The sequence below is a fragment of the Pseudomonas khavaziana genome (assembly GCF_019145205.1).
In the GTDB taxonomy this organism is placed as follows: domain Bacteria; phylum Pseudomonadota; class Gammaproteobacteria; order Pseudomonadales; family Pseudomonadaceae; genus Aquipseudomonas; species Aquipseudomonas khavaziana.
In genome coordinates, this window is the sequence record NZ_JAHSTT010000001.1 from 558,065 (window position 1) to 579,965 (window position 21,901).

The 21,901-nt window shown below is 58.1% G+C and carries 17 protein-coding genes; 12 read left to right on the forward strand and 5 right to left on the reverse strand.

The features are described 5' to 3' along the window. Nucleotides 1–2 precede the first annotated feature (2 nt). From KVH01_RS02505 to KVH01_RS02555, 11 genes are all read left to right on the forward strand, one after another. The gene (locus tag KVH01_RS02505) at nucleotides 3–2,879 is read left to right on the forward strand and encodes a phage tail tape measure protein (RefSeq protein ID WP_217880344.1); all 2,877 of its coding nucleotides are present in this window, start codon (nucleotides 3–5) and stop codon (nucleotides 2,877–2,879) included. After that, entirely contained in the window at nucleotides 2,869–3,207 is a 339-nt protein-coding gene (locus KVH01_RS02510) for a phage tail protein (protein ID WP_034134212.1), read from the forward strand. Before KVH01_RS02505 ends, KVH01_RS02510 begins: the two co-directional genes overlap by 11 nt. A 9-nt stretch (nucleotides 3,208–3,216) precedes the next feature. Continuing rightward, the gene (locus KVH01_RS02515) at nucleotides 3,217–3,966 is read left to right on the forward strand and encodes a phage minor tail protein L (RefSeq protein ID WP_217880345.1); all 750 of its coding nucleotides are present in this window, start codon (nucleotides 3,217–3,219) and stop codon (nucleotides 3,964–3,966) included. A 3-nt stretch (nucleotides 3,967–3,969) separates the two neighbouring features. Then, nucleotides 3,970–4,725 carry a C40 family peptidase gene (locus KVH01_RS02520; RefSeq protein ID WP_217880346.1) on the forward strand — a complete coding sequence of 252 codons (756 nt, stop codon included), beginning with the start codon at nucleotides 3,970–3,972 and terminating at the stop codon, nucleotides 4,723–4,725. A gap of 33 nt (nucleotides 4,726–4,758) precedes the next feature. Beyond that, nucleotides 4,759–5,103 carry a hypothetical protein gene (locus KVH01_RS02525; RefSeq protein WP_217880347.1) on the forward strand — a complete coding sequence of 115 codons (345 nt, stop codon included), beginning with the start codon at nucleotides 4,759–4,761 and terminating at the stop codon, nucleotides 5,101–5,103. 56 nt (nucleotides 5,104–5,159) lie between these two features. Next, a complete protein-coding gene (locus KVH01_RS02530; protein ID WP_217880348.1) occupies nucleotides 5,160–5,753 on the forward strand; it encodes a tail assembly protein in 594 nt (197 codons plus the stop codon). A 58-nt stretch (nucleotides 5,754–5,811) separates the two neighbouring features. Continuing rightward, nucleotides 5,812–9,678: a TipJ family phage tail tip protein gene (gpJ, locus tag KVH01_RS02535; protein WP_217880349.1), complete on the forward strand. Its 3,867-nt coding sequence runs from the start codon at nucleotides 5,812–5,814 to the stop codon at nucleotides 9,676–9,678. Nucleotides 9,679–10,018: 340 nt separating this feature from the next. After that, on the forward strand, nucleotides 10,019–10,699 hold the full coding sequence (locus tag KVH01_RS02540; protein ID WP_217880350.1) for a hypothetical protein: 681 nt from the start codon (nucleotides 10,019–10,021) through the stop codon (nucleotides 10,697–10,699). Between the two features lie 46 nt (nucleotides 10,700–10,745). Beyond that, nucleotides 10,746–11,918, forward strand: coding sequence for a phage tail fiber protein (locus tag KVH01_RS02545; RefSeq protein ID WP_217880351.1), 1,173 nt, complete (start codon nucleotides 10,746–10,748; stop codon nucleotides 11,916–11,918). A gap of 43 nt (nucleotides 11,919–11,961) precedes the next feature. Then, nucleotides 11,962–12,387, forward strand: a complete 426-nt coding sequence (locus tag KVH01_RS02550) for a cell wall hydrolase (RefSeq protein ID WP_217880352.1) — start codon at nucleotides 11,962–11,964, stop codon at nucleotides 12,385–12,387. Continuing rightward, a complete protein-coding gene (locus KVH01_RS02555) occupies nucleotides 12,387–12,887 on the forward strand; it encodes a lysis system i-spanin subunit Rz (RefSeq protein ID WP_217880353.1) in 501 nt (166 codons plus the stop codon). The genes KVH01_RS02550 and KVH01_RS02555 overlap by 1 nt, the downstream gene beginning before the upstream one ends. Here the strand turns inward: KVH01_RS02555 and KVH01_RS02560 are convergent. After that, nucleotides 12,868–13,227, reverse strand: a complete 360-nt coding sequence (locus KVH01_RS02560; protein ID WP_217880354.1) for a hypothetical protein — start codon at nucleotides 13,225–13,227, stop codon at nucleotides 12,868–12,870. The genes KVH01_RS02555 and KVH01_RS02560 overlap by 20 nt on opposite strands. Nucleotides 13,228–13,728: 501 nt before the next feature. Between KVH01_RS02560 and KVH01_RS02565 the strand changes: the two genes are divergently transcribed. Further along, nucleotides 13,729–15,372 carry a Na+/H+ antiporter gene (locus tag KVH01_RS02565; protein WP_217880355.1) on the forward strand — a complete coding sequence of 548 codons (1,644 nt, stop codon included), beginning with the start codon at nucleotides 13,729–13,731 and terminating at the stop codon, nucleotides 15,370–15,372. Between the two features lie 47 nt (nucleotides 15,373–15,419). On the opposite strand, the gene KVH01_RS02570 is transcribed toward KVH01_RS02565, so the two are convergent. The 4 genes from KVH01_RS02570 to map all read right to left on the reverse strand — a co-directional run bounded on the left by KVH01_RS02570 (nucleotide 15,420) and on the right by map (nucleotide 21,587). After that, nucleotides 15,420–16,094: a M12 family metallopeptidase gene (locus KVH01_RS02570; protein ID WP_217880356.1), complete on the reverse strand. Its 675-nt coding sequence runs from the start codon at nucleotides 16,092–16,094 to the stop codon at nucleotides 15,420–15,422. A 584-nt stretch (nucleotides 16,095–16,678) separates the two neighbouring features. Beyond that, on the reverse strand, nucleotides 16,679–17,878 hold the full coding sequence (gene dapC / locus KVH01_RS02575; RefSeq protein ID WP_217880357.1) for a succinyldiaminopimelate transaminase: 1,200 nt from the start codon (nucleotides 17,876–17,878) through the stop codon (nucleotides 16,679–16,681). Between the two features lie 158 nt (nucleotides 17,879–18,036). After that, nucleotides 18,037–20,739, reverse strand: coding sequence for a [protein-PII] uridylyltransferase (locus tag KVH01_RS02580; protein WP_217880358.1), 2,703 nt, complete (start codon nucleotides 20,737–20,739; stop codon nucleotides 18,037–18,039). 65 nt (nucleotides 20,740–20,804) lie between these two features. After that, complete coding sequence (gene map, locus KVH01_RS02585) at nucleotides 20,805–21,587, reverse strand: type I methionyl aminopeptidase (protein WP_043049616.1); 783 nt, start codon at nucleotides 21,585–21,587, stop codon at nucleotides 20,805–20,807. Nucleotides 21,588–21,901 lie beyond the last annotated feature (314 nt).

A 21,901-nucleotide genomic window follows, 5' to 3' on the forward strand; every position in this document is an offset into this window, starting at 1 on the left:
TTATGGCTGTTGATTCACTTGGCCAACTGACGGTCGACCTGGTGGCGAACACCGGCGGCTTCGAAAAGGGTATGGACAGGGCGGAGCGCAAGCTCAAGTCCACCACCAAGGAAGCGGCCTACCAGGCCAAGGAACTGGATAAGCTGGTTGGCCGCATCGACCCTGTCGTCGCAGCCTATGGGCGCTTGGACAAAATGGAGGAGCAACTCCAGGCCCATCGCAAGGCTGGCCGGTTGCCGCCCGCCGATTTTGACGTCTACAAGAAAAAACTGGACGAGCAGCGCGCCGCTATTGAGCAGACCGACAAGGTCATGGCTAAGAACGGCCAAACCGCCAAGCAATACGCAAACAACCTGCGCGGGGTGCCTGCACAGTTCACTGATATTGCAGTGTCGTTGCAGGCCGGCCAGAACCCCATGACGGTGTTTTTGCAGCAGGGCGGCCAGCTCAAGGATATGTTCGGCGGCGTGGTTCCCGCTGCAAAGGCCCTGGGCGGCTACGTCCTCGGCTTGGTGAACCCGTTCACCGTTGCAGCGGCAGCTGCTGCCGTGCTGGCCTTGGCTTACAAGCAGGGCAGCGATGAGTCCACGGCTTACAGTACCTCTCTGGCGATGACAGGCAACACCGCTGGCACCACCGCCGGGCAGCTTTCAACTCTTGCCCAGCAGATTGCCCAGTCCAACGGCACGGTCGGCAAGGCTGCGTCCGTTCTGGCACAGCTGGCCGGTTCCACACGCATTCCGGTTCAGGCCTTCGAGAGCATCACGGCATCGGCTATCAGGTTTGAATCGGCTACGGGCCAGGCCGCCGAGGAGACGGTCAAAAACTTCGAGAAGATCGCCAGGGAACCGGCGGCGGCAATTCTCGCTCTCAATGAGTCGATGAATTTCCTGACAGCGACGACGTACGAGCAAATCAAGGCGCTCCAGGAACAGGGTCGAACCCAGGAAGCTGCGGCGCTGGCCAACACCGCGTACCGAGAGGGGATGGATCGCACTTCCGCCTCAGTAAAACAGAGTTTGGGTTATCTGGAGACAAGCTGGAATGCCGTAAAAAGCGCCGCGAAGGGCGCGTGGGACGCAGCCCTGAACATCGGCCGCACAGACACGCTTGATCAACAGATTGCGGCGCTGGACAAGCAGCTCAACGATATCGCCAATGCGCGAAAGCTGAATAAGTCTGACGGCTTCAACAACCTGGCGCCTGACGATAGCTTTCGTGTCGAAGCCCTCGAAGCAGAGAAAACCCAAAAGCTTGTTCTGAAAGCTGAGGAGGATCGTCGGGCCGCCGCGCGCGGGTTCCAACAGCAGCAACAACAGCTTGCGCTAGCCGATCAGCTCGCCCTGGACAAACTCCGTAAGGAGACGGAGAGCAACGCCGACAAGCGCGCTCGGGAGCTGGGTGAGTATCGAATGCTCGTTGAGCGCCGAATCATCCAGGCGCGCGCGTCCGGCGATAAGTCGTTGCTGATCCCTGCTGATCAGCAGACGAAAGATATCGCTGCAATCAACGAGAAATACAAAGATCCGAAGGCCGCCAAGACCCCTCAGTACCGAGAGGACGCTGGCATTAAGGCGCTCGACCAGGCCAAGCAGCAATATGCGGTTCTACAGCAGCAAAACGCCCTGATCGGTGACCAGAGTGCCGCCAGCCAGACCCTGGGCGCGAATGCCAAAAAGCTGGTGGAGTTCGAGCAGCAGCTGGCGGACATCAAGAGCAAGAAAACCCTCACCGCCGACCAGAAGTCGTTGCTGGCGAACCAGGAGCTGATCACCGCCCAGCTGAAACGCAATGCTGCGCTTGAGGCCGAAAACACGCTGCGCGAGAAGGGGCTGGAGACCCGGAAAAAGCTCGCGGCGTTCGATGAGAACCTGAAAAGCCAGCTCGCCAGCGCCCAGCAGGGGCTGGACAACAACCTGGCCGGTGTTGGGCTTGGCGATGAGCAGCGCAAGCGTCTGCAGGAGCAGCTGAGCATTCAGCAGTCCTACCAGTCGCAAATGGACAAGCTGACCTCCGACTACAACAAAAGCGACAAGGACCAGTTCAGCACTGAGCTGTACGACAAGGAAACCCAGGCACTGCGGTCGGCACTCGACAAACGCACGGCGATGCAGAGCAAGTATTACGAAGACGAGGACTTGGCCAGGGCCGATTGGTCGTTGGGCGCATCCGCTGCTTTTCAGAACTTCAACGACCAGGCCAAGGACGTTGCCGGACAGGCCCAATCGGCGTTCACATCGCTGTACGACGGGCTGACCGACGCTGCTGTGGATTTCGCTTTCGGTGCCGATCAAAGCTTTGGTGATGTGGCCAAAAGCTTCGCCAAGATGATTGCAAAAATGGCATTGCAGTCGGCCGCCTCAGGAGTTTTCAGCAGCATTGCAGGCGGGGCCCTGGGCTCTGCCATTGGTAGTGCGTTCGGTGGTGGTGCGGCGCCGGCATCGCTTGGAAGTACTGCCGCCGGATATTCCGCCGACATCCTGTCCCAATGGCCCGGGCTTTCTGACGGGGGGTGGACAGGGCCAGGCGGGAAAATGGAGCCGAAAGGGGTTGTTCACGGAGACGAGGTAGTGATCCGCAAGGAGGTGGTGAACAAACCCGGCATGAAAGATTACCTGGTCAACCTGAACAAGCGCGGCTATGCAGACGGTGGCTACGTTGGGTTGTCAGGCGGATCTGCCGCCAAGCCCGCCATGAGCGGTGGTGTGACCATCAACCAATCGTTCCAGGTGCCGGCGGCGCAGGGCGGAGCCTCTGATCAAGATACGCAGGCCCTCGGCCAAGCGTATGCCGACGTGGCCCAGCGCGGTGCCCAGCAGGAAATCGCTAAACAAACTCAACCTGGCGGACAGATTTGGAGGCTCGTTAATGGCCGTTGAAACGTTCACCTGGTGCCCGCTGGTTTCGGCCACCAGTGCACCTGAATACCGCAACCGAACATCAAAGTTTGGGAGCGGATACGAGCAGGTTGTTGGCGACGGCCCGAATAACCTAGTCGACAGCTGGCCGCTCACGTTTGTGGTGAAAGAGGCGGTGGCCAGGGAGATAAAGGGCTTTCTTGATCGTCATGCCGGCCACAAGTCTTTCTTCTGGACGCCTCCACTTGGTGAGCTTTCCTTTTTTCGCGCATCGGCACCGGCAATCACACCCAACGGCGCGGGAATGTTCACGCTTACAACCACCTTCACCCAATCGTTTCTTCCATAAGAGGCACGTATGCCGCTGATCAGTGATATCCAGTTGCTCGAGCCTGGCAGCGAAGTGCTGCTATTTGAGTTGGACGGTACCGAGTTCGGCGCAGACATCCTGCGCTTTCACGGTCATTCCATACCTCACACCCCGGCGGAGCTGATGGCCGCCGGCGCACAGGCTGACCAGCTGCCAGCGAAACCCATCTATTGGCAGGGTGAGGAGTACGGCGCGTGGCCGATGCAGATCGACGGAATTGAAGCCAATGGCGATGGAACCGCTGTTCGGCCCACGCTATCTGTCGGCAACGTCAACGGGCGCATTACTGCGCTCTGCCTGGCGTTTCAGGATTTGGCCGACTTCAAATTGACCATGCGTCACACGCTGGGCAGCTACCTCGACGCCGAGAACTTCCCCGGCGGCAATCCGACCGCAGACCCGACCCAGGAAACCATCGAGATTTGGTACATCGACCAGAAAACGAACGAGGATGGGGAGGCTGTCAGCTGGGAGTTGGCCAGCCCGGGCGACGTAGGCGGCGAGTCAATCGGGCGGCAGGCCACCACTCTCTGCCACTGGTGTCTGACGGGGGGGTACAGAGGCCCCAGCTGTGGCTACACAGGCCCCTATGTCACAAAGGACGGGTTGGTTACCGATGATCCTGAATTGGACGTGTGCGACGCCACCCTGGGGCGGGGCTGCATCCCCCGCTTCGGCGAGGGCAATCCCTACCCATTCGGTGGATTCCCCGCCGTGTCACTCATTGCCCGGAGCTGAAAGATGCGTAAACACATTTTGAGCGCGATCCAGGCGCACGCGGCAGCGGAGTACCCGAAAGAGTGCTGCGGGCTTTTGCTGGCGGTTGGCCGGGCACAGAAGTATTTCCCATGCCGCAACACTGCCACCGAGCCAAGCGAAGAGTTTCGCATCGATGTCGAGGATTACGCCGCCGCTGAAGACGCTGGAGAGGTGATCGGCATCGTTCATTCCCACCCAGACGCCACTAGCAGGCCGTCGCCGCGGGACCTGGCAATGTGTGAGGCCACGGCGCTGCCCTGGCATATCCTCAGCTGGCCCGAAGGCGACATGCGCACCGTTATGCCCTCGGGCTCTGTTCCGTTGCTCAAGCGGCCTTTCGTGCACGGCGCCTGGGACTGCTGGCAGGTTTGTGCCGACTGGTATCAGCGCGAATGGGGCTTGGAGTTTGAGGCATTCAAGCGCGCCGACGGCTGGTGGGAGAGTGCTGACAGCATCAGTCTGTACGAGGCCAACTATCAGGCCGCGGGATTCTATCGGGTAGATAAGCCTCAGCGCGGCGACATGATCGTGATGCAGGTAGGTCGCACGGCTCACCCGAACCATGCAGGGATTTTCCTCGGCACCGACCCAACGCTGCCTGGTGAGGCTGCTGATACTTTCGGTCCAGGTCCGTTCCTGTTGCACCACATGTACGGCAGGCCGTCAGAGCTGATCGTCTTTGGCGGGCCATGGCTCGAACGCACACGCCTGATGCTGCGCCATCAGGATGCTCGGTGATAAGGTGATTACCTTTCCACAGGAGTGAACCGTATGAAGTTGATTTTAGGAGCGCTGGCCCTGGCGCTGTTGGCGGGATGTGTTTCGCCTAGCGATCTGAAGAGTAACGCACCCACAACAACTGCAACCACCAAGAAAACCCCGAAAGAATATGCCGTTTGCGTCTTCCCGAAGTGGCAAGACGCAAGGTCTGAGGCGGTTATGTCTGAAACTGAAAATGGCTACCGCATAGTTATCGGTGCCATGCAAATGACTGACGAACTACTTGAAGTAAAGAAAACAGCAAGTGGGAGCTCGGTTATGTTTTATCAGCGTTTGGCTTGGATGCCTGGGGTTGGCCGTACCGCTATCGAAAGAGCAGTGAAGAACTGCCTTTAACCAGTATTTCGTAAAGCAGCCGCCGATTGGCGGCTTTTTATCGTCCGGAGAATGGCATGTCTACAGCAGCACATTACTCGCCAATGACCACTATTAAGCTTTCGGGGCCGCTTGCACAAAAGTTTGGCAGGCTGCACCTTCGTCTTCTGGAAACTGGAAGCGTGAAGGAAGTGTTTGCGGCTCTCAAGTCAACGATTCCTGGATTCACAGAGGAGATCAGGCGGCTAGATATGCTTGGTATGAGATTTGCGATTTTTCGAAACAGGGTCAACGTCGGAGAAGCGGAATTTGATCGGAGGGGTGTAAGTGATCTACGAATTATACCAATTGTCAGTGGTAGCAAGCGCGCCGGCCTGCTGCAAACGATTATAGGCGCTGTCATTTTTGTCGCGTCTTCTTTCATCCCTGGTATGCAAGGGTGGGGACATTCGCTTGGTGCTTCCTTGGCGCTCGGAGGGGTAATTCAGATGCTCAGCCCGCAGGCCGCCGGCCTCAAGCAAAGCGCGGCCCCTGAAAACGCACCCTCCTACGCATTCGGTAGTGCCAAGAACACCACGGCCAGCGGCAACCCTGTACCGATCTGCATCGGCGAGCGCGACTGGGGCGGGATGATCATCTCTGCCTCCATTACCGCTGAAGACAAAACGTAACCCGATCAACAGCACCGCTACCGCCCGAGAGGCGGTTTTTTTATGCCTGGAGAAAAGCATGGGCCCACCAGAAAAAACCGAGATCCACGGGGAGAAGGGCGGTAGCGCCAAACCAAAGTCGCCAGTAGAAGCCAGCGACAGCCTGCGCTCGACTAACCTTGCAAAAATCTTGATTGCTGTGGGTGAAGGTGAGTTCGACGAGGCTCCTACCGACTACACCGTGAAGCTGGACGGCACGCCCATCAGAGACGCCAGTGGCAATTACAACTTCCCGAATGTGAAGTGGGACTGGCGCCCGGGTTCAGTTGACCAGACCTATATCCCTGGGATTCCCTCCGTTGACAACGAGACCTCTCTGAATATTGAACTTCGTAGCGATGCGGCGTGGGTGCGCTCGATCTTCAACACGCAATTATCTGCTGTGCGTATCCGCTTGGCCTGGCCGGCCCTGCAGCGCTCGGACGACGAAGGTAATGTCGGCGGGTACCGCATCGAGTACGCCATTGATATCGCCACCGATGGGGGCTCTTATCAGGAGGTGCTGGTGGACGCCGTCGACGGAAAGACGACCACTCGCTACGAGCGCTCTCGGCGCATCGATCTTCCAGCAGCTACCACGGGCTGGCAAATCCGCGTACGCCGTCTGACGCCCAACCAGAATAGCAACAAAGTCGCCGACACTATGCTGATCGCCGGGTATACGGAGGTCATCGACGCAAAACTCAGGTACCCGAACACGGCTCTGTTGTACATCGAGTTTGACGCCGAGCAATTCACCAACATCCCCGCGGTGACTATGAAGTGCAAGGCCCGGCGCTGGATGGTGCCGAGCAACTACGACCCGGTGCAGCGCACCTATTCCGGCACCTGGGACGGCACCATGAAGTCGGCTTGGACAAATAATCCGGCCTGGATCACCTATGGAGTTTGTACAGAGGACCGTTTTGGCCTGGGCAAGAGAATCAAGTCGTTCATGGTCGACAAGTGGGAGCTTTACCGGATTGCTCAGTACTGTGACCAGGCCGTACCGGATGGCGTAGGCGGCACAGAGCCCCGCTTTTTGTGCGATATGAACCTGCAAGGCAAAGCCGACGCCTGGTCTCTTCTGCGCGATATTTCGGCCATTTACCGCGGCATGACTTACTGGGCCCAGGGCCAGCTGGTGATGCAGGCCGATATGCCCCGCGCTCAGGACTTCGATTATGTGTTCACGCGCTCAAACGTAGTTGATGGCAAGTTTTCCTACGGCAGCGCCTCAGCGAAGACTCGTTACACCCGGGCCTTGGTGAGCTTTGACAACCCTGCAAACAACTACGATACCGACGTTATCCCATTCTCTGATCTTGACCTGCAGCGCAGATACGGAGATCGGCCGACTGAGCTAAGTGCGATAGCGTGCACACGAGCGTCGGAAGCTCAGCGTCGTGGTAAGTGGGCGGTACTGAGCAACAACCAGGACAGAACGGTTTCCTTCAAAACAGGCATGGAGGGTGTGATCCCGCTACCTGGCCACATCATCCCAGTAGCTGATTCGCTATTGGCCGGTCGAGAAATCGGCGGGCGTATTTCTGCCGCATCTGGTCGCGTTATCCAGCTTGACCGGGACACCGTGGCAAAAGCCGGTGATCGACTGATCATCAACTTGCCTGGCGGCCGGGCCGAAGGCCGCACCGTACAAAGCGTCAGCGGGCGAGATGTGACCGTCACGGTAGCGTACAGCGAAGCACCGAATGAACAGCTTCAATGGGCGCTCGACGCGGACGATCTGGCGATTCCTCTTTATCGAGTGTTGCGCACGAAGCGGACCACGCAAGGCGATTTTGAAATCACTGCGCTGCAGTTCGAACCAAGCAAGTTCGCTCACATTGATACCGGCGCCCGCCTTGAAGAGCGCCCAATCAGTGTAATTCCGATCACCGTTGTTCCCGCTCCCGCAAGTGTTTCCTTGGTGGCGGCCTCTTCTGTTGTTCAGGGCCTGGCGGTAGCCACTATGACGATCAGCTGGCCCGCCGTAGATGGCGCGGTGGGTTATGACGTGGAGTGGCGCAAAGACAGCGGCAACTGGATAAAGCTGCAGCGTACCGGCCTGTCCAACGTGGACGTGGTCGGCATCTATGCCGGCGGCTACGTTGCGCGCGTGCGCGCGGTGAGCGCTTTCGATATCTCCTCGCCGTGGAGAACTTCGCTTCTCACGGCGCTGAAGGGAAAAGAAGGTCTACCGCCGGCGGTGTCGTTCCTGACCACCACCAGCTTGATCTATGGCATCGGCATCCAGTGGGGATTCCCACCAGGTGCCGAGGACACCCAACGGACGGAACTCTGGTACAGCGAGTCGCCCGACTTGACGACGGCGGTCAAGCTGAGCGACTTCAGCTACCCGCAGGCCTCGCACGAAATGCACAGCCTGTTGGCGGGGGCGAGTCTGTTCTTCTGGGCACGCCTGGTTGATCGGACTGGCAACGTCGGGCCGTTCTTCCCGATACCTGGTGCCGTCAACGGACAGGCCAGTACCAATCAGAGCGACTACGAGGCGTACTACGCCGAGAAGATCGGCAAGGGCGCCCTGTACCAGAGCCTGCGCGAAGAGATCGAGCTGATTACAGGGGATGGGCCTGGCTCAGTAAATGAACGCCTCGAGGAAGCCAAGCAGGAACTGAAAGACCTGATCGATCAGGTGAACGATGCGCTCGCTTACGACCCGGCAAAGCCTTATCTGAAGGGCGACATCGTGCGTCTTGATCAGCGCCTGTACCAAGCGAAAGGCCCCGTGCCCGTGGGAGCAACGCCACCCGACGCCACGTACTGGATCGATATCGGCACCATCCTTGAGACCACTGACGCACTGGTATCCCAGGTCCAGATCATCGAAACCAAAATCGAGGAAATCGACGGCAAGGTCTTGGCTACCGCCACGTCAGTTGAGGCGTTGCGCTCAGCTGCCCGTGGTGATGACGGCGCCGGCGATCTGGCCGACGCCATCAAAGGCTGGACTTCGACGGCCGATCTTGCGGTCGAGCGTAAAACCCGAGCCAGCGAAAACGATGCGATGGCTCAGCAACTGCTCACCCTGGGCGCCCAGGTCGGTGACAACAAGTCGTCGCTGACCGTCCTGGAACAGGTGGTTGCCAGTAATCGCGAGACGTCCGCAGCGCAGATCAACCAGCTTAAGAGCGATCTATCTGCGGTCGATCAAAAGGCGACCGGCAATGCACAGGCGCTCAACAGCCTCGACACAAAAGTCACCAGCTTGGACGGGAAGATCACCTCTCAGGCGTCTAGCAATGAGGCGCTGCGGGCTTCGGTTCGTGGGGACGATGGCTCTGGTGATCTGGCAGGGGCGATCAAGGCATGGGAGTCAACTGCCAGCTTCGCGGCCGAGAAAGTCGTGCAGGCAAGTGCAAACGAGGCCTTGACCAAAACTACGGAAACGCTGCAGTCGAGCATCGGGCAGACCAGTGCGTCGGTTCAGACGGTGAGCGAAACAGTCGTGCAGCTCAACGGCAAGGTACTGGCTCAGACCACTATGAAGGCTCAAACCATCGTAAATGGCCAAAGGGTTGTATCGGGCCTGGCTTTCGGCGCGAACGGAGAGCAGTCGGAGTTTCTGATCTTCGCTCAAAGGTTCGGCGTCGTTAACGAGATAGACGGAAAGATCGACCCGATGTTCGTCATTGAGAACGGCCAAGCGGTGTTCAACACGGCGATCATTAGCAAGGCGATCATTCAGGAAATTGTTTTGGGGATGGTGCTTCGCTCGCCGACGGTGGACTCGAAAGGCCGGCCGCTACTGGAAATCAACATTCCGGCGGGCACGGTGACTGTGCGTGGCGAAGGCACCGACGGTTCGAGCTTGTTCGATAACAGCGGTATCTCGGTGTTCGACGCGAATGAGAAACGTCGCGGCAAGTTCGGGAGGCTTAACTGATGGCTGAATATGGCCTGGCTACATGGGACGAGAACGGGGTTCAGCAACTTGGCCCCGCATCTTTCACGCTCCGCACCGTTTTCTCAACGCTGGTCACCTTCTCTGGGCCTGTCACTGGCGCCGGCGCTGCGCAGGTCTTCTCTGTGCAAGGGGTGACCCCACTAAACTGCATCGCTATCGTTGTGCCGATTGGGCCATATACAACCGGGTTACACACAGTAGTTCAATACGAACCTGAAATACTTACGGACCAAATCAGGGTGTGGAGGGGGCACAGGACCGCTGTTGATGGAAGGTTTGGGACTGGGACCCAGCGCCTTATAGTGTCGAGGTACAAATAATGAGTTGGGGGTTTGAGTTCAAGAATAATGACGATGTCGTTATTCTCGATTCTGAATATGCGCGTCTTTCAATTCTATCTAAAGGGCGTTTTGTCCCTACACAAGAGTCTGGGCTTGGATCTTCGACAAACTTTGAGAGGGTTATAACCACTCAAGAACCACCGCTGGTATTTGTCAAGCCTGACAATGTTGGAATAATTGCTGGTCTCTGTAGGGTCCTCATACTTGGGTCGCCGGGCAACTGGACAGGCTTTTACGTTCGAGCATATGACGTGAACACGGCTCAGCCCAGGGGTAACTACTTTGCAGCAGCATTCTCAGCAAGCCCTACAGCTCTATGGGGAGGACGACTTTATGATCAGAATGAGTCTTTGATTTTCGACACAGGAACTCCCAGCGCGGTGTTCAGCCAATCTCTAGCTTCTTGGAACTACGTTACATCCGGCAGTGACGCTCAAGGCCAAACTATGGTTTATTTTAGTGTGCCTTTTGTCTTCTCTAGTAACGAATATATGCTGATTAATAACTTCGGCATGGATGTCGCCGGGAGTTCATTTCGGGCTTCAGCTTTGTATTGTTGGTGGGATTTTCCCGCGAATCGGTTATGGGCCATAACTATAGGAGTAACGCCACAAAACACTCTTTATATACCGGCCGTGTTCGCGAAAATGCAAGCATGACTATTCAGGTTAGACCTGCTTTTATAAATTTTTATTGGAGAAAAACATGGCCTCTTGGTTCGCAGAAGGAACGGTAACAGTCACTAACGGCAATGCTGTTGTAATCGGCGTCGGTACAAAGTTTTCAAACTGCCGGGCCGGTGACATGTTCGTTGGCCCAGACAACGGGATCTATCAGGTTATTAACCCGTCAAGCGATACCTCTGTCTCGATCTCGCCAGCGTATCGTGGCGCAACCTCAGCGGGCGCCGCTTATGGCATCGTCCCGGTGAATGGATATCCCAAGGCTTTGGCTGATGCCGTCAACCTGATGGTTCAACAGTGGGGCGCTACGCTTGCGGGACTTGGCACTGTCTCGACTGAGAATGTCGTTCCGATTACGAAAGGAGGAACGGGGGCAGCCACGCAAGCCGCTGCCCGGGCGAATTTAGGTCTTGGATCCGTGGCAACTGCCGCTTTCGGGACTCAGAATGGGCAGGCCCTCACCACTCCGATGCTTGGCCTTGGCGCGCGAGCGACCATTGGCAATAGCTCCATCTATACATCTATGAACGTTTGGGAAACCGGATTCGGCGTAATTGCAGATGGCACGCAATTTAGGCCTGTGACTTACGGCACGCTACTCAACCTGGCTTTTCCGGGGGAAGGAAACCTCGGCTCGCAGCTTTGGATGGGAACCTCACCAGGAAAAACCCTTGGATTCCGTAGTGGCGACTACGGTACAGAAAGCTTCAATTTCGTTTATCACACGGGCAATACCACTCGGGGCTCAGGCGGCGTGCTTTCTGCTGCCTCGCCAATCATGCGGATTGCCTGTGTGGCCACCAGCGAGCGCCGCGACCTTCAGGAAGAAACCTTCGTGCCTGCTGGTGAATGGGGAGTGGTGAACAGCGAGGCCCGCGGTGTCACCGTGGAGCGCGTAAGCGTGGGCGAATACAAGATAGCGGGAAGCCTTGGCTTGGCGCTTGAAGGGTGGCGAACCCAGGATCCTTGCTCACCAGATGGGGGGCGCACGCTCGGCGTTACCGAAAGTGAACAATCCGAAGATGGCACTGTGATCATCCGCCTTTTCAAACAGCGCTGGACACTTTCCGATGAGGGCGAGATGTTCCCAGGTCGAGGCGCGCCGATGGATGTGCCGCTGAACAGCTGGATCGACGTACGTCTCGAAATGCCGAAGGCTGAAACGCCACCACCCATGGAAGTCGCAACAGAGTAACTGCCCGCCAATTGAGCGGGCTTTTTTTCGCCTGGAGAAAAGCATGAACGCAACCGAGAAAGACCGGGACATCCTGGCGCGCACGCTGTGGGGCGAAGCCCGCGGCGAGGGACTGGACGGCCAGATCGCCGTGGCCTGGACCATCCGCAACCGCGTGTTCGATGGCAAGGCAAAATCCTGGTGGGGGGAGGGCTACGCCGGTGTGTGCCTGAAACCGTGGCAGTTCAGCTGCTGGAACACGAACGACCCGAACTACGCCTACCTGAACGGTGCCAAGCAGATCCCGGCTGCACAGTTCGCCCAGGCCCAGCGTGCGGCTGACCAGGTGATGAATGGCGCGGTACCAGATCCAACGGGTGGCGCCACGCACTACTACGCAACAACAATGCCCAAGGCCCCGGCCTGGGCGGCGAAGGCCACACAGACGCTGCGCCTCGGTCACCACGTCTTCTTTAAGGACGTGCCGTGATGACGCCCGGGCAGATCCTTGGCGCGATCCTGCTAGCGCTGGCCATCGGGTTCGGCGGGGCGTGGCAGGTTCAGGATTGGCGAATGGGCAAAAAGCTGGCTGAGCAGGCCGGGCAGTTTGAGAAGGAGCTGGCCGCGATCAGCAATAAGGCTTCCGCCCAGGCCCAGGCCGAGCAGGACAAGCGCCTGGCCCTGGAGCAGCAGCTCGCAGGCCAGGACCAACAACACTCTAAGGAGTTATCCGATGCCCAGCGCAACCAGGCTCGCCTGCGCGACCAGCTTGCTACTGCTGATGTCAGGCTGTCAGTCCTCATCGAGGATCCAGCCAGTAGCTGCAACATGCCTTCCACCCCCGGCGCCGTCGGCGTGGTTCATGCGGCCCATCGAGCCCAACTTGACCCAGCGCATGCGCAACGAATTATCCGCATCACCGACGACGGGGACAACGCCATAATCGCCTTGCGTGCGTGCCAGGCGTACGTCAGGGCTGTGGCTCCTTGAGTGCAGCCAGTTCAAGCAGAAGCCGCTGGTTCTCAACGCGCAACTGCTCGTTCTGACTCGCGATCATCTTCAAGCCCATAATGTCCTTGCTCATTTCTGAGGTATGCACGTTCGCTCGGCTCAGGTCTGCCATTGTCATCCTGAGTTCCGTTTCAGCCTTGGCCTTTCCTGTCATGAGCAGGTCATTCATCTGCACCAGTCCGGCTATATTCGCCCGCGCTCTGCGCAGCATGCGCTCGGTCTCGACCAGTTCGTCCACGAGGATTGAGCATTGGTGCTTGTACATCTCCAGTGGAGTGGGGCAGCCGAGCCAGTCTTCGGTGTCCATGTCAACGTTCATAGCGTGAATCTCAAATACTGTATGTGTGTACAGTAATCGAGGTGTGGCAGGTTTGGGGAGTGGTGTTCGTCGGCAGGACGCCGGGGCGGGATTTCGCGTTTGAGCTTCTTCCCCAAAACGCAACCGTTTGGACCAATGTTTATTGGTTTTAGAAGAGTCGCAAAAGTGGGTATTTTTGGAGGGTGTTTTTAGGGTCAAGGCCTTGATATTAAAGGCCTTGAGCGTTTCTTATTCGGCATCCCAGGCTTTGATGCCGAAAAGGTGCAAGGTTTTGCTTGAAGCGGTCAAGGAATTGCCCCCCTTTGGACGTACGAAAATGAAAGGTCACGGATTATGCCATGACCAGCAAGTTTCGGCGCCGCTCGTCAACACTCTGCGACTTTTGTGCAAAAGCCTGCGCGTAGCATGAACGGGTAACATAGCCGGGTAATATGGCACTTCAACGGCCAGTTGTTGCCTCACGTGTGTCGTTGCAAGTCGATTGCCCGGGAAACCCGCGTTATGCAAACCGCCTATACCGTTCTTATCCTGCTGATGCTGGTCAGCGTTTCGCGCCTTGTCGGGCGTGTCATTCCTCTGCCCTTGCCGCTGGTGCAGATTGCCGCCGGAGCCTTGTTGGCCTGGCCAACGCTGGGGCTGCATGTGGCCCTGGACCCGGAGCTGTTCCTGTTTCTGTTTCTGCCACCATTGCTGTTTTCGGATGGCTGGCGCATGCCCAAGCGCGAATTGTGGCGTCTGCGCGGGCCGATCCTGACGCTGGCGGTAGGGTTGGTGTTATTCACCGTGGTCGGCGCCGGCTACTTCATCCACTGGATATTGCCGACGATTCCGCTACCTGTGGCCTTCGCTTTGGCGGCAGTTTTATCACCAACGGATGCCGTGGCGGTGTCGGCCATTTCCCAGAACCGTTTACCCAAGCCGCTGATGCATATGCTTCAGGGCGAGGCGTTGATGAACGACGCGTCGGGCCTGGTCACCTTCAAGTTCGCCCTGGCAGCGGCGTTGACCGGGGTGTTTTCCCTGGCGGATGCGAGCCTGACGTTTGTGTTGGTCGCCGTGGGCGGCCTGGCGGTCGGCGTGGCGTTGAGCTGGCTGGTTGGCCGCCTGCGCGCCTGGATGATCGCGCGGGGCTGGGATGACCCGGCGACCCATGTGGTGTTCATGCTGTTGCTGCCCTTTGCTGCCTACGTGTTGGCCGAGCGGCTGGGCGCTTCGGGCATTTTGTCGGCGGTAGCGGCGGGCATGATGCAGAGCTGGCTTGACCTGCTGCCACGCCAGACCAGTACGCGCTTGCTCAATCGCAGTGTCTGGTCGTTGCTGGAATTCGCCTTCAACGGCCTGATCTTCCTGCTGCTCGGCTTGCAATTGCCGGACATCATCAAGGCGGTGGTGAGTCACGAAACCACGCTGTGGCCCACCCTGTTGTATCGCTGCCTGGATGTGGTGGCGATCTTCCTGGTGCTGGTGGTATTACGTTTTATCTGGGTGCAAAGCATCTGGCGCCTGTCGGGCTTGCTTCGCAGGCTGCGTGGGAAAAGTGCGCTTACCCTGGTGCCGACCGCCCGTTCCTGCTGGTTGTTGACCGTCGGTGGTGTCCGCGGGGCTGTGACCTTGGCCGGTGTCATGTCGGTGCCGCTGCTGTTGGCACCGGGGCAGAATTTCCCTGAGCGTGACCTGCTGATCTTCATTGCGGCCGGGGTGATTTTGTTGTCGCTGGTTGCTGCCTGTATCGCGCTGCCGTTGTTACTGCGTGGCGTCGAAAAGAGCCCGGATGAAAAGCGCCATAATGAGGTGCGTGAGGCTTGGAAAAAGACCGCCGTCGCCGCGATCCATGCCCTGGAGGCCGATGAGCCTGCCGAAGCCGAAACGCCGGATGCGGCTCAAGCTGCATTGGCCACCGAACTCAAGGCGCGGCTGATGGCGGAGTACCGCCATCAATTGCAGGTTTTCAACGACTCGGCCGAAGCCCAAGCGCTGGCGCAACAGATGGATCAGTTGGAGCGCAAACTGCGGCTCAAGGCCCTGCGTGCGCAGCGGTTGGAATTATATAGCCTAAGTCGTCATCACCAGATTGGTGATGACGTGTTGAGAGAGGTGTTGGCGGAGCTGGATTTAAGTGAGGCGGGCCTGCGTTTGGCCAAATAAATGAGCATTCGACTGGCGCTTGTTTTACGCCGAATACAGCAAGGGTTTCATTCTGGTGGAACCTGTGACTCAGGTAATTCCGATGATTCCGGTGGTTGCTCAGCGCCCGGATCCCATTCAAAAGCCTGTGTGCCCCCTGTCCGAGCGTTTTGAATCAAAAATGTTCTTGGGGTTTCGGGAGGGTAAAGGGTTTCTGCCAGATGTTTATCGCCAGGTGAAAGTTCATAGTTTGGCGCTTTGACGTCACCGCCGCTCGCGAAATTATCTATTACGTGGTAGTGCATGATTGACTTGGGGTCATAAGGGGTCAGCTTGATTTCGTCTGGCCCAACATGAAGTAATGCCGTCATGATTCTTTGGTAACTGCTGAATTCCTGATTCGCAAACTGTTCACCAAACATCTCAGCTAAGGCGGGCACGTTATATTGTATAGGGTTAGCTGGGTGCTGGTGTTCGTGAATTATGCCCAGTGCGTGACCGAACTCATGTTGTATGACTCTGGATGTCTCCCTGGTGTTATTGGTGTAACGAACGGTCATCGTTGGTTGGTCGGGGGGAGCGTCTTTTGCATTCGTGCCGCGCAGGGATTGCCCTCCGCTTGCTCTTTGAGTACCTATCCTGATATCGCCGTCGTCCGTATCGACGAATTCGAGTTTTAAATTGATATAAGGCTGCCATTTTTTTATGGCTGTTTTAGTCAGGTCCTTGTCCTCGTCGCTCATGCCAATCAATGAAATTCGCACCGTTGAGTGTTGTGGCCATAAGTACCGAGTGTCGGCGATTCCCCGCTTTTTCCTGATTGAAGGTGATGTGCTGGCTTCGACGGTCGAGTCTTGCGAGGGTGGCTGATCGGCGTCAAGCTGGGTTGGCGGGAGGACGGCCGTGGGCGGAATGGCAGTTATGTTCATGAATTTCCTGACTAAGCGTCGACGTGTAGGGCGAGTCGTACTTAGTAGTGGGAATTGGATATGAACAGTTCCGGAAAAGTATGTTTCAGAGTTTTTCGTTATTTTTAATGCTGTGGCTTGAGCAAAAGTTAGAAGTTCGAAATAGAAGTAAGTTTATTTGGAAGTTTGATTTATTAATCAGAGAGTTTTTTCGGTTTGAAAGCTTGCCAAACGTTTATAGTTTATTTTTTTTTACGCATATTAGGTTGTTGACTTCAGGCTGAACCTGATCTCAAAAACATTTGGGTGGTCAAGCCTAGGAAACTATGCTGCTGGTGGTCTAGAACCTTGGGTTTACGAGTATTTGCTGAAGGCGCATCCGTTGCAGCCGCCCCCACAGTATGGAGGCGGCACGCGGTTCAAGCGCGACGCTGGATGAAGTTGCGAATTCGCTCGGCCGCCTCCATGCACTCTGCCAACGGAGCAACCAGCGCCATGCGTACACGCCCCGAGCCAGGGTTGAAACCGTCCACTTCCCGTGACAGGTAAGAGCCCGGCACCACGGTCACGTGTTCTTCTACGAACAAATCACGGCAGAAAGCAGCATCGTCGCCATTCACGTTCGGCCACAAATAAAAACCACCGTCCGGGCTCTGCACATCCAGCACTGGTTTAAGGATCGCCAGCACCGCGTCGAACTTCTCGCGATACAGGTCACGGTTGGCCTGTACGTGGGCTTCGTCCTGCCAGGCGGCAATGCTTGCCAGTTGGGTTTGCACCGGCATCGCGCAGCCGTGGTAGGTGCGGTACAGCAGGAAGCTCTTGAGGATGTCGGCATCGCCGGCCACGAAACCCGAGCGCAGGCCTGGCAGGTTGGAGCGCTTGGATAGACTGTGGAACACCACGCAACGCTTGAAGTCCTGGCGGCCCAGTTCGACGCAGGCACTGAGCAGGCCCGGCGGCGGGGTTTGTTCGTCGAAGTACAGCTCGCTGTAGCACTCGTCGGCGGCGATCACGAAGTCGTGTTCGTCGGCCAGGGCGATGAGTTTTTTCAGGGTGCCCACCGGGATCAGCGCGCCGGTCGGATTGCCTGGCGAGCACAGGAACAGGATCTGGCAGCGTTTCCAGATATCCGGTGAAACTGCCTCGAAGTCCGGGTTGAAGCCGTTGGCATCCAGGCAAGGCAGGTAGTGTGGCTTGGCCCCGGCCAGGAACGCGGCGCCTTCGTAGATTTGGTAGAACGGGTTCGGGCTGACCACCAGTGCATCGTCGCCGCGGTTGACCACGGTCTGGGTAAAGGCGAACAGCGCTTCACGGGTGCCGTTGACCGGCAGGATGTTACGCGCCGGGTCCAGCCAGCCCTTGGGCACGTTGAAGCGGCATTCGCACCAGGCGCCGATGGCTTCGCGCAGTGCCGGGATGCCCAAGGTGGTGGGGTACACCGCCATCTGGTCGAGATTGTTGCTCAGTGCCTCGGCAACGAATGCTGGCGACGTGTGCTTGGGCTCGCCGATAGACAGCGCGATAGGGCGTTTGTCCGGGTTTGGCGTGACACTGCCGAGCAGAGCGCGCAATTTCTCGAAGGGGTAGGGCTGCAACTGGTTAAGGGCGTTGTTCATCGAAGATCTCGTTTAATTCAGTTGTAATGCGATGTGCCGGACAAAGCAGATCTAAAGGTGGGAGGGGGCTTGCTCCCGATAGCGGCCTGCCAGTTGATCTCTTTGTTGCTGACCCACCGCTATCGGGAGCAAGCCCCCTCCCACAATAAACCGGGTGTTCAAATGGTCAGGCGCGTCAGCTCAACGCCAGGTTCCTGGGTCACGCTCAATTGCTGCACGATGGCGTCCTGCAAGCGTCGACACAGTTCCGGGTCGGACAGCGGCTGGTTGTCGGCATCGGTAATAAAGAACACGTCTTCCACCCGCTCGCCGAGGGTCGCAATCTTGGCGTTCTGCAATGACAGATCGAACTCCAGGAAGATCCCGCCGATGCGTGCCAGCAGGCCTGGGCGGTCCGGTGCGCTGAGCTCCAGCACCGTTACCGGGCGCTGGGCATCGTTGGAAATGGTCACCTGGGGCGCAAAGGCAAAATGCTTGAGCTGGCGTGGCACCCGGCGCTGGATGATGGTCGGGTAATCGTCCGGGTTGCGCAGTGCTTCCGTCAGGCCCTCGCGGATCTTTTTCACCCGCACCGGGTTGTCACCAATCGAGTCGCCGTCGGTGTCGAGCACGATGTAGGTGTCGAGGGTGAACTGGCTGCTGGAGGTGATGACCCGGGCGTCGTGGATATTCAGGTTGAGCTGGTCCATGGCGGCCACGGTCACGGCAAAAAAGTCGTGCTGGTCCGGCGCATAGATGAAGATTTGCGTGCCGCCTTCAAATTCTCGCTGGGTGGTTTCCTTGATCAGCACCAGGGGGCCGCCATCGGCCGGTTGCTGCAGGATCGCGTCGCTGTGCCAGGCCACGTCGCCGGCGGTGTGGCGCAGGAAATAATCGTCACCCAGTTGTGACCAGAGTTGCTCGACGTCGTCCGGGTCATTGCCACCGCGTACCAGGATATCCAGGGCCGCGCTCTGGGTGCGGCGGATCTGCTCTTCGCGATCCACCGGGTTCTCCAGGCCGCGGCGCAGGGCGCGCTTGGTCTCGGTGTAGAGCTGGCGCAACAGGCTGGCACGCCAGGAGTTCCACAGCGTGGGGTTGGTGGCGTTGATGTCGGAGACCGTGAGCACATACAGGTAGTCGAGGCGGGTTTCATCACCGACGATTCCGGCGAAGTCGTGGATTACCTGCGGGTCGGACAAGTCCTTGCGCTGGGCTGTGGTCGACATCACCAGGTGGTTTTGCACCAGCCAGACAATCAGGCGGCTGTCCCACAGGGGCAACTGGTGACGCTGGCAGAAGGCTTCGGCGTCCACTGCGCCAATTTCCGAGTGGTCGCCATGCCGGCCTTTACCGATGTCGTGATACAGGCCGGCCAGGTAGATCAGCTCGGGCTTGGGCAGCTTGGCCATCAACTTGCTGGCCAGCGGGAATTTCTCTGACACCTGGGTGTACTGCAACTTACGCAGATGCTTGATGAGGTTCAGGGTGTGGGCGTCGACGGTATAGATGTGGAACAGATCATGTTGCATCTGCCCGACGATAAAGCCGAACTCCGGCAGGTAGCGCCCGAGGATGCCGTAGCGGTTCATGCGCCGCAGGTTGCGGTGGATGCCGATGCGGCACTTGAACAGCTCTATGAACAGGCTGGTGTTGCGGATGTCGTTGCGAAATTCGTCGTCGATCAGGTGGCGGTTTTCCCGCAGCAGGCGAATGGTGTCGGCGCGCACGCCTTTGATTTCCGGCTGCTGGGCCATCAGCACGAAGATTTCCAGCATGGCGAACGGGGTGCGGCGGAACACGTTGTCGTTGCGTGCTTCGATATAGCCATCGTGCAGCTGGAAGCGCGCATTGATCGGCTGTGGCGGCGCTTCGTCTTCGGGGGCCAGGATCACCTCTTCGAAGTGCTGGATGATCAGATCACTGAGCTGGGCGATGCTCATGACCACACGGTAATACTGCTGCATGAAACTTTCGATGCTGGTCTTCGCGTCTTCGCCTTCAAAGCCCAGCAGGGTGGCAATGGAGCGCTGGTGATCGAACAGCAGGCGGTCTTCGGAGCGCCCGGCGAGCATGTGCAGGGCGTAGCGCACCTTCCACAGAAACTCCTGGGACGAGGCCAGCAGGGTGTTTTCGCTTTCCACCAGGAAGCCTTCGCCGGCCAGGGCGCGCAAGTTCAGCGTGCCATATTGGCGGCGCGCCACCCATAGAATCGTCTGAATATCCCGCAGCCCACCCGGGGAGCCTTTGACGTTGGGTTCCAGGTTGTATTCGGTGTCGTTGTACTTGTGATGCCGCGCCTTCTGTTCGGCGCGCTTGGCCAGGAAGAAATCCTTGCTCGGCCACATGTGTGCAGTGCTGGTGACCTCAAGCATACGTTGGCGCAGGCGCTCGGGGCCGGCGATGGTGCGGCTTTCCATCAGGTTGGTGATCACCGTCAGGTCGGCGCGGGCTTCTTCGGCGCATTCGGCCACCGAGCGCACGCTCTGGCCGACCTCCAGTCCAATATCCCACAGCAATGTCAGAAAACGCTCGATGGAATCGCGAAAGATCTCGTGGTCGGCGCTGTCCAGCAGGATGAGCAGGTCGATGTCGGAGTAGGGGTGCAGCTCGCCGCGACCGTAGCCGCCGACCGCCACCAGGGCGATATCGGCGTTTGCGCTCCAGCTGAACTGTTCCCAGGCTTTTTGCAGGATGTTATCGACGAACCAGGCACGATCCTCGATCAGGCGACGGATGTCCCGACCGCTGCGAAAGCGTGCGTCGAGCACTTCGCGGGCTTGGCGGATGGCTTTCTTGAAGGCGGCGATGGGGCTCGCCTTCAGTGCCAGCTCGGCCTGGAACTGGCCGCGGTCGAAGAGTTCGGGATCCACCTGGGGCATCGATCGGCTTTCCTTTCTATCTAATAGTCAGTCACAGCACAGCCTGGGAAAACCAGCACAGCCTTTTACGCAGAGACGCGAGGGATTGTGTCGTCGGCGCGCAGGGTGAAGATCTCGTAGCCGGTGTCGGTGACCAGCAGGGTGTGTTCCCACTGGGCCGAGAGCTTGCGGTCCTTGGTGATGGCGGTCCAACCGTCGCCCAGCACTTTGGTATCGGCCTTGCCCTGGTTGATCATCGGCTCGATGGTGAAGGTCATGCCGGCCTTGAGTTCCATGCCGGTGCCGGCCTTGCCGTAGTGCAGGATCTGCGGTTCTTCGTGGAACACCTTGCCGATACCGTGGCCGCAGAATTCGCGCACGACCGAGAAGCCGTTCTTTTCCGCGTGCTTCTGGATCACTTCGCCGATGTCACCCAGGCGGCAGCCAGGCTTGACGATCTCAATGGCCTTGTACATGCATTCCTGGGTGACCTGGGACAGGCGCTCGGCCCACACCGGCACGTTGCCGACGTGGAACATGCGGCTGGTGTCGCCGTGGTAGCCATCCTTGATCACGGTGACGTCGATGTTCAGGGTATCGCCATCCTTCAGCGGCTTGTCACCGGGAATCCCATGGCAGACCACGTGGTTGATCGAGGTGCAGATCGACTTGGGGAAGCCTTTGTAGTTCAGCGGGGCAGGGATGGCCTTTTGCACGTTGACTATATAGTCGTGGCAGATACGGTCCAGCGCTTCGGTAGTGACACCGGGCTTGACGTGTTCGGCAATCATTTCCAGCACGTCGGCAGCCAGTTTGCCGGCAACGCGCATGCCTGCGATGTCTTCGGCGGTTTTCAAGGTAACGGTCATACAGGCTCTCTCTAGCGCGACGCGCTGAAATCAATACGGTTCACGGGGGCGCGACAAAGGGTTGAAGTATTCGCGCAAGTCCCAAAAAACGCGATTCTAACAGACGATGGTGTCAAATCATGAGCGTCTGGTGATCGCTTCTCTCTATAAGGTGGCGGCAGGTTGGCTCTATTCAAGGGGTTGGGTAAAGGTCGCGGGGGGCAAATGTGATTGCGGGTTTCGTTTTTGTCGATGCTGTGGTATAAAATGCGCCGCTTTCCGGGGATACCCCGCAAAGCTTAAATCCACACACGTGTCGACACGATGACCTGGGT

Bases quoted from the DNA above. Each gene is read 5' to 3' on its own strand.
- gpJ (WP_217880349.1), top strand. From the start codon at position 5,812: ATGGGCCCACCAGAAAAAACCGAGATCCACGGGGAGAAGGGCGGTAGC.
- KVH01_RS02545 (WP_217880351.1), top strand. From the start codon at position 10,746: ATGGCCTCTTGGTTCGCAGAAGGAACGGTAACAGTCACTAACGGCAAT.
- KVH01_RS02540 (WP_217880350.1), top strand. From the start codon at position 10,019: ATGAGTTGGGGGTTTGAGTTCAAGAATAATGACGATGTCGTTATTCTC.
- KVH01_RS02560 (WP_217880354.1), bottom strand. From the start codon at position 13,227: ATGAACGTTGACATGGACACCGAAGACTGGCTCGGCTGCCCCACTCCA.
- KVH01_RS02570 (WP_217880356.1), bottom strand. From the start codon at position 16,094: ATGAGCGACGAGGACAAGGACCTGACTAAAACAGCCATAAAAAAATGG.
- dapC (WP_217880357.1), bottom strand. From the start codon at position 17,878: ATGAACAACGCCCTTAACCAGTTGCAGCCCTACCCCTTCGAGAAATTG.
- KVH01_RS02520 (WP_217880346.1), top strand. From the start codon at position 3,970: ATGCGTAAACACATTTTGAGCGCGATCCAGGCGCACGCGGCAGCGGAG.
- KVH01_RS02555 (WP_217880353.1), top strand. From the start codon at position 12,387: ATGACGCCCGGGCAGATCCTTGGCGCGATCCTGCTAGCGCTGGCCATC.
- KVH01_RS02505 (WP_217880344.1), top strand. From the start codon at position 3: ATGGCTGTTGATTCACTTGGCCAACTGACGGTCGACCTGGTGGCGAAC.
- KVH01_RS02550 (WP_217880352.1), top strand. From the start codon at position 11,962: ATGAACGCAACCGAGAAAGACCGGGACATCCTGGCGCGCACGCTGTGG.
- map (WP_043049616.1), bottom strand. From the start codon at position 21,587: ATGACCGTTACCTTGAAAACCGCCGAAGACATCGCAGGCATGCGCGTT.
- KVH01_RS02565 (WP_217880355.1), top strand. From the start codon at position 13,729: ATGCAAACCGCCTATACCGTTCTTATCCTGCTGATGCTGGTCAGCGTT.
- KVH01_RS02525 (WP_217880347.1), top strand. From the start codon at position 4,759: ATGAAGTTGATTTTAGGAGCGCTGGCCCTGGCGCTGTTGGCGGGATGT.
- KVH01_RS02515 (WP_217880345.1), top strand. From the start codon at position 3,217: ATGCCGCTGATCAGTGATATCCAGTTGCTCGAGCCTGGCAGCGAAGTG.
- KVH01_RS02580 (WP_217880358.1), bottom strand. From the start codon at position 20,739: ATGCCCCAGGTGGATCCCGAACTCTTCGACCGCGGCCAGTTCCAGGCC.
- KVH01_RS02530 (WP_217880348.1), top strand. From the start codon at position 5,160: ATGTCTACAGCAGCACATTACTCGCCAATGACCACTATTAAGCTTTCG.
- KVH01_RS02510 (WP_034134212.1), top strand. From the start codon at position 2,869: ATGGCCGTTGAAACGTTCACCTGGTGCCCGCTGGTTTCGGCCACCAGT.